The sequence below is a fragment of the Mucilaginibacter sp. P4_A11 genome, assembly GCF_056402535.1.
Genome location: NZ_JBFUHE010000035.1, coordinates 1 through 7,068, shown reverse-complemented (window position 1 = coordinate 7,068; position 7,068 = coordinate 1). Strand labels below are relative to the sequence as shown.

The 7,068-nt window shown below is 40.5% G+C and carries 5 protein-coding genes and 1 pseudogene; 2 read left to right on the top strand and 4 right to left on the bottom strand.

What is annotated here, in order from left to right:
• Positions 1-228, top strand: a pseudogene (locus AC1DUD_RS30915) (alpha/beta fold hydrolase); the annotation flags it as partial.
• A 51-nt stretch (positions 229-279) separates the two neighbouring features.
• Complete coding sequence (locus tag AC1DUD_RS30910; protein WP_477381776.1) at positions 280-699, top strand: OsmC family protein; 420 nt, start codon at positions 280-282, stop codon at positions 697-699.
• A gap of 405 nt (positions 700-1,104) precedes the next feature.
• Here AC1DUD_RS30910 and AC1DUD_RS30905 read toward each other — a convergent pair whose 3' ends face one another.
• The 4 genes from AC1DUD_RS30905 to AC1DUD_RS30890 all read right to left on the bottom strand — a co-directional run bounded on the left by AC1DUD_RS30905 (position 1,105) and on the right by AC1DUD_RS30890 (position 6,994).
• Positions 1,105-2,655 carry a glycoside hydrolase family 10-like protein gene (locus AC1DUD_RS30905; RefSeq protein WP_477381774.1) on the bottom strand — a complete coding sequence of 517 codons (1,551 nt, stop codon included), beginning with the start codon at positions 2,653-2,655 and terminating at the stop codon, positions 1,105-1,107.
• 11 nt (positions 2,656-2,666) lie between these two features.
• Positions 2,667-5,117 (bottom strand): outer membrane beta-barrel protein, encoded by a 2,451-nt coding sequence (locus tag AC1DUD_RS30900; protein ID WP_477381772.1) that lies wholly within the window; start codon positions 5,115-5,117, stop codon positions 2,667-2,669.
• A gap of 66 nt (positions 5,118-5,183) precedes the next feature.
• A complete protein-coding gene (locus AC1DUD_RS30895) occupies positions 5,184-6,632 on the bottom strand; it encodes an N-acetylmuramoyl-L-alanine amidase (protein WP_477381770.1) in 1,449 nt (482 codons plus the stop codon).
• Positions 6,633-6,634: 2 nt separating this feature from the next.
• On the bottom strand, positions 6,635-6,994 hold the full coding sequence (locus tag AC1DUD_RS30890; protein ID WP_477381768.1) for a BlaI/MecI/CopY family transcriptional regulator: 360 nt from the start codon (positions 6,992-6,994) through the stop codon (positions 6,635-6,637).
• Positions 6,995-7,068 lie beyond the last annotated feature (74 nt).

Genomic DNA, 7,068 nt, shown 5'->3' with positions numbered 1-7,068 from the left:
CCACTGGCACCTCTTGCCACACCAGTGCACCTGACTGAAAAGAATTTCGGCAGCGTTAGAAAAGTCTATATCCACACCGTTAATGACCATGCCATCAGCTATCCTGCACAACAATATATGGTAAAAGCAGGTAAAGTAGCTAAAGTTTATACCCTGCAAAGCAGCCATACTCCATTCATTTCTATGCCGGACAAACTTGCTACCATCCTAATCGCCGAAAGCAAATAAGAATTCCCAAACATCAAACAATAAAATCTTTAACTCGTCAATTTAAATATCATGAAACGTATAGCAAAAGCACATTGGAACGGCACCTTACAAGAAGGCACAGGAGAAATCAGTACACAAAGTACTGTGCTTAACGAAACACAATACTCATTTAAAACCCGCTTTGCCGATGGCATTGGCACTAATCCGGAAGAACTGATCGCGGCGGCACATGCAGGTTGCTTTGCAATGGCCCTTAGCGCAACATTGGCACATCACAATATTACTGCAGGCGACATTTTTACGATAGCAACTGTAGATCTTGATATGCAGTCATTAAGCATTACAGGTATCCATCTGGATTTACGGGCCAGTGTTATTGAAGGTGTAGATGAAACAACATTTACTGAAATCGCTGAAGGTGCAAAATCGCACTGCATTATCTCCAAAGCATTGAATGTACCAATTACATTAACCGTTGTTTACGCTTAATGTAATCTGAAGCATTTGATAGTATGCTACCTGAAACTCACCGGAAGATTTCCGGTGAGTTTCTTTGTTTTGATAGCTTTATAATTTAAATCGGAGTCTAACAGCTGCATATCATCCTAATAACCTGCTTTTCTCCATTTGCATCAATCCTTATAATGCCCCACCATAAACTATTTAAGAGCGAGCGGCCTGCGATTGCTTTGGGTGGCTATCCGTGAATTTTAATTGTTGACTTTAATCATGATATAAGCGAGCTTGCTGAAGATCAACCTGAAGTTTTGAAACATCAAATGAGGCAATCCCAGGTCCTTATGCCCAAGTTCTATGTACCACAATGAAAAACATGGGCCAATAGCTGCGGGGAACCTGCCATGCTGAGATAAGGTGATGAAGAATACGTTTACTTTATTCCACTTTAATCAGCACAGGAAGTGAATGTTCACTCTCATTTTTTAAGCGATCTATTGCTGTAACCACATATCTGTAAGTTTCACCCCTGGTTGCTTTCTTATCCACAAAAAAGCAATTGCTATTGAATTGTATGGAAATGATATTTTCGGGGTGTTCTGTTGTGATCAGGTTGTCGTGCTGATCAAAACGATAAACAACGTAACCGTAAGCAGACTCATTATCCTTTGCGGGATCAGGAGCCTGCCATGTCAACTTTACTGCGCCATTTACAACCCCGGCCAAAACGCCATAAGGTGGGTTAGGGGCGATTGAGTCCCGCCACAACATAACAGGCGGTAAAGCCGCATAATGATAAAGACTGGTTTTTAAAGAATCGGTAAAACCGAGTGGATTGCTGATTAAAGAATTAGCGCTGAAATATACACTTCCCTGTACACGTGGATTTTTACGAAGATATTTGACCTGATCCGGCAATTGAGACGCAATTCTGAAGCCAGGTAATTTATTCTCTATAATCCGGTAAGGTGCTTGTCCTATATATAAATGCCTGTTATGGGTATTATAACTCCACCAGTCCACCATGGTATTGAAGGAAACCAAACGGTCATTTAAGGGCCTGTAAAGCTGTGGCGCGATATAATCTACCCAACCCTCTTTTACCCATTTACGTGAATCTGCATAAAGTTCGTAATATGAATCTCCGCCATGGGTTGCCGAACCTTCAGCGTTCTGATATTTATTTGCCCATATTCCAAATGGGCTTACGCCGAATTTAACACGCGTGTTACGCTTATGGATACTGTCTGCAAGCGTTTTTATAAGGAGGTCAACATTGTTACGCCGCCAGTTTTTAATATCTTTAAATCCTTCATTGTGATCGCGAAACGCCTTTCCGTCTGCAATAGCCTGCCCTTTTACCTGGTATGGATAAAAGTAATCGTCCAGATGTATGCCATCAACATCATAATTATTCAATACATCAAGGATTATTTTCACAATGTATTCCCGCACTTCGGGGATGCCTGGGTTAAAAAGCTTCATGCCGCCATATTTGAAAAACCATTCAGGTTTTAAATTAGTGATATGCTGCGGGCTTAAAGCGCCAAATTCTGCATCAGTGGTTGCCCGGTACGGGTTAAACCAGGCATGCAGCTCTATACCCCTGTTGTGGGCTTCGGTAATAGCGAATGCTAAAGGGTCATAAAAAGGATTTGGCGCTTTTCCTTGCTTCCCAGTAAGCCATTTCGACCAAGGTTCAATGCCTTTGGCGTAAAAGGCATCTGCAGCCGGGCGCACTTGCAGAAATAAAGCATTGATCCCGGCATGCTGAAGCGAATCCAATATCGTCAATAATTCCCGTTGCTGTATTTCAGACGTTTCGCCTGGCTTTTTTGGCCAGTCGATATTTTCAACTGTTGCTGTCCATACGCCACGGAACTCCCTTTTCGGATACATGTTGTTTTTTATTGTATCAGGGACCTGCGCGTTTGTTTCTTGAACACACGATATAACCAGTAAGGCAATGGCGATAATCTTCAATTTCATGTCTGTTTCTTTTAATTCACACCGGCCCTGCCTCGTTCGGTTTCCAAGCCGCTTTTGTTAATATGCTTTTTCCCTTCCAGGCCAAACCTATATGTAAAAGTCAGATTTGCCTGCTGCGTGTCAGTAAAATTGGTACTGGTGATCAACGCGTGATTTACATTGATTTCCCGCTTAATTTTCCAGGAATGAAAAATATCCAATCCTGAAAGGCTGATTGTTCCTTTACCGTTTAATACTCTTTTTTGAAACCCCGTATTGAGCCTATATATAGGCAAGTAGTACCCTTGCCCAAAAGTGCTCTTTGTACGGTATGAGCCGCCTAATTCCGCGCTCCACCCGTTGTTGAATTTAAATTGATTATTACCCGATAGCTGAAAGGTCAATTTTCTGTAATATAAGGTCTGATCGTTTGTTACAGGACCGTTAAACACGCGGTCTGATAACTCAGTAAACAGGTTGGCCGTCCACCATTTGAAAAAAGGGATGTTAAGGGTAGCATAAACCCCAAAATTGTGCGTACTGCGTATGTTTAATGATGTTTTGATTAATGACTGGCCCGTCACGTAATAATATTGAATAATGGTATTTTTCCCTTTGCTAAAAGATGTTCCGACAGTGATAGTACCTGAATGTGTGAATGAAAGATCGAAGTTCATGCTGCGCTCCGGTAGGAGTGAAGCATTACCCTGAAATGTAGTATACCTGTCAAAATAAAATGCAAAAGGATTAAGGTCGAAATAATCCGGCCGGTCGATTCTCGCATCAAACGAAAAATTCAGGATGTTTATGGCGGCTGTATCCAGTTTATACGACGCATACAGCTTTGGAAATAGATTGTTGTAAGTTATGTGTACCGGCGGGTAAGGAATACCGGCATAGTTATATTGCCGCGCATTTGAACTGCTGTTTTCAAATCGTAATCCGAGCTCTACCGTAAAACTCTTCAAATCTTTCTTCAGGCTAATATAGGCTGCATTAATATGTTCATCATATCCGTTCCTACTGGTTAATGAATCATTTTGAATGCCGGGCTCATTAAAATAATTACCGTTACTGCTTCTTTTAGAATAAATGCCTTGTACTCCGGCAGATAATTCAATGCCTGTCAAAATCCTATTTTCATAATCGGCCTTTAAGCTATAAACGTTTGCCTTAAAGGGATTTTGAGTAATTAGTTTATAGCTACCTAAAATAGTTTGATTATCAATAAGATATGTATTACTATTTAGCAACTGATAGGCATTATCGCTGTAATTAAGATAGTCCGCATCTATCCTGATATTTTCGTCTTCTTTTTTGAATTTATGCTGATAGTAGAAATTAAATGCTACATCATCGGTATGGCGGCTAAGATCACTTTGAGTTCTGATAACGGAATCGGGGAGGGGCCTACTAAACTGTAACAAGTAATCTCCTCCTTCCTGATAAGGGCTTATCAGGCCATCAACCATTACCCCAACACTGTTATTGGTGTCAATATCCGCATCAAATCCTATTTTATAACGGGTGCTTTTACGGTTACTGGATTCAAAATTATCCTGGTAGATGGCATAATTGTCAGCCGGATCAGCAAAATTAAATACCCTGTTCCGCAATACTTTAAAATAGCTGTTATTTGACAAATAGCCAGCATTGCCAAAGAAATTCAGGCCTGCGGTTTTATAATTGAGATTTAAATTATAATTTGATTTGCTATACCGGCCCTGCCCGCGGGTTGCGGATAAACTTCCGTTAAAGCCATCAACCTTATTTTTTTTAGTAATGATATTGATTAAACCCGCATCTCCTTCCACGTGGTATTTCGCCGGTGGAATAGGCATCAATTCGAGCTTTTCAATGGTGCCGGATGGCAGGGATTTTAAATAATTTAACAATTGTGCACCATCCAAAAATGTTTGCCGTCCGTCAATGTATATGGTCACTCCCTGCTTCCCCCGCAATGATATGGCATCATCAGTAACTTCTACGCCGGGAGCATTATTGAGCACCTCAACCGCACTTACACCAACATTTGATAACAATTGACCAACATTTACGATGGTTCGATCTATCTTTTGTTCTGTATAAGCCTTTTTCCTTCCCTGAACAATTACTTCCTTCAACCGACGGTCTTCTATATCTAATTTGATCCCGGCCAGGTTAATACTGAAACGAGTATCATTAATTACTAATGAATCCTTAATAAACCCGCGGTACCCGATATGGCTTACGCTAATAACATAGGTTCCACTTGTTAGCTTATCAAATTTAAAGGCACCAGATTTGCCGCTGCTCATAAGCTTGCTGAAAGTGCTATCGTTCAATTTTTTGAGCGTGATCACAGCACCTTCAATGGACTGGTCGGTACTACGGGCAGTAATTGATCCGCCTATAGTCCCCCTGACAACTGTACTTACTGTGACAATTTGCCCCGTAGCGTTCAGACAAAGCAGTAGCCATAAGGCCGATAAAATCACCTTCATAGAATTGAATTAATCGTTTATTATCCGGGAATTGTTTAAGCCAAAAAAAGGCTGCTTTGAATTATTTTAGTTTGCGTTTCCATATTCCACCACTGCATCTATAATTTTTTCAGCTATTTCATGCTGATTATCGGCATTAAGTACATAATCAAGATCGTTTTGGTCAGTCATGAACCCCAATTCGATCAATATGGCAGGCGCCTTATTATGGCGTAAGATATACAGGGTATTATCCGGCGAAGTTTCGGTGATGCCTATTCCATTTATCGTGTTTGTCTCTCCTAATTGTTGTAACGCGCTTTTTACATTAGCGGCTAATCTGCCGGAAAACGGATAAAGAGCGTTCCTCTCCACTATGATTTCCATTCCGTTAGTTTGCCTTGTCCACACACCCGGGGCATTTAGGTGTATGGAGATGAACGCATCGGCTTTATTGGTAACCCTGCCGGGCAAATCTAAATAACGGTCATCTTTACGAGTCAGGATAGTTCGTACGCCACGTTCGGCGGCAACCTTATTAATTTGATTGACTATTTGCAAACAAAGGTCCTTTTCACGGTAACCCCCTGATCCAACCGCCCCGATTTGGCTACCGCCATGCCCCGCATCCAATACCAATACAAAATCTTTCTTCATGGAGCCCCTGCCATAAACTTTTTCAGTAGAAAACCAGTATCCGGATATCAGTAATACAGGGATAATAGTAAGATATGTCAATCGTTTGAAAGATGGCGAACCGGGCTTGAACAACATACTGATCCTTCTTTTTAAACTATAAGCGCTGAATTGATTGGCTATATGCAACGCCGGTGGTGATGATAACCTAAGCAACAAGGAAGCGTAATTTTTAGCATCAAAAACCTTTTTCAGTACGCTGTCAACTTCGAACTCGTGTATCTCATTCAATGCTTTGGCTATCAGATAAATAAAAGGATTAAACCAGAAAAATGCTTTGACGATTTCTATAAAGAGATTGTCGGCCGAATGGAATAATCGTTCATGCGTTTTTTCATGGGCCACTATTTGTTCCATTTCCAAGTGACCGGCATTTTTATCAGCTATAAAAATAATGTGGAAGAATGAAGCATTGTTTCCGTTTGCATTCCGCACAACTTGATTATTGCCAATCCTTTTACCATGCCTCTTTGCTTGCTTCGCTATTTTCAGGATTTCGTAAGCTATCTTAAAAAGCATAAAGGCACAAACGATGATATAGATAAACAAGGCTATGAAATACCAATTAACGCCGGTCGGCGCCTTCATCCCGGATATAAACTGAGCTACTTCAGGATATGTATTGCGTGAGGTAACGACCGGGCGGCTGATGGCTTTTATAGCTAAAGGTTCCCTGATTTTAATATGTAATGCAGGAATTATCATGCTTGCCATAACGGTAAACAGTAAATAAAACCGGTTCATCGAAAAAAAAGTTAACCGCCTGAACATTAAAACATAAAGTGTAAAGCAAAGTGCCATACATGCACTTGCTTCACCGAGGTAGTTAAATAAAGCCATACTTATTGCTTATCAATCATTTTTTGGATTTCTTCAATATCCTTATCTGATAAGGTTTCTTCTTTTACCATAAATGATAAAAGAGATTGTGCCGATCCGTCAAAATAATTGGCCACAAGTTTGGAAAGGGAGTGTTTACGATAAGCGGCTTTGCTGATAAGCGGGAAGTATTCGTGGGTCTTTCCGTAGGCTTTATGTCCAATATAACCTTTCGTCTCTAAAAGCCTTACTACAGATGAGATAGTATTATAAGGAGGCTTGGGTTCGTCTGACATTTGTTCAATAATGTCTTTGACGAAAGCAGATTTCAGGCTCCACAAGATCTGCATGATCTTCTCTTCTGTTTTGGTTAACTCTTCCATATTCAAACTTATAACTTATTTTTCAGTTATACAACTGAAAAATAAGTTATAAAATCAACAACCGAAAACAATAC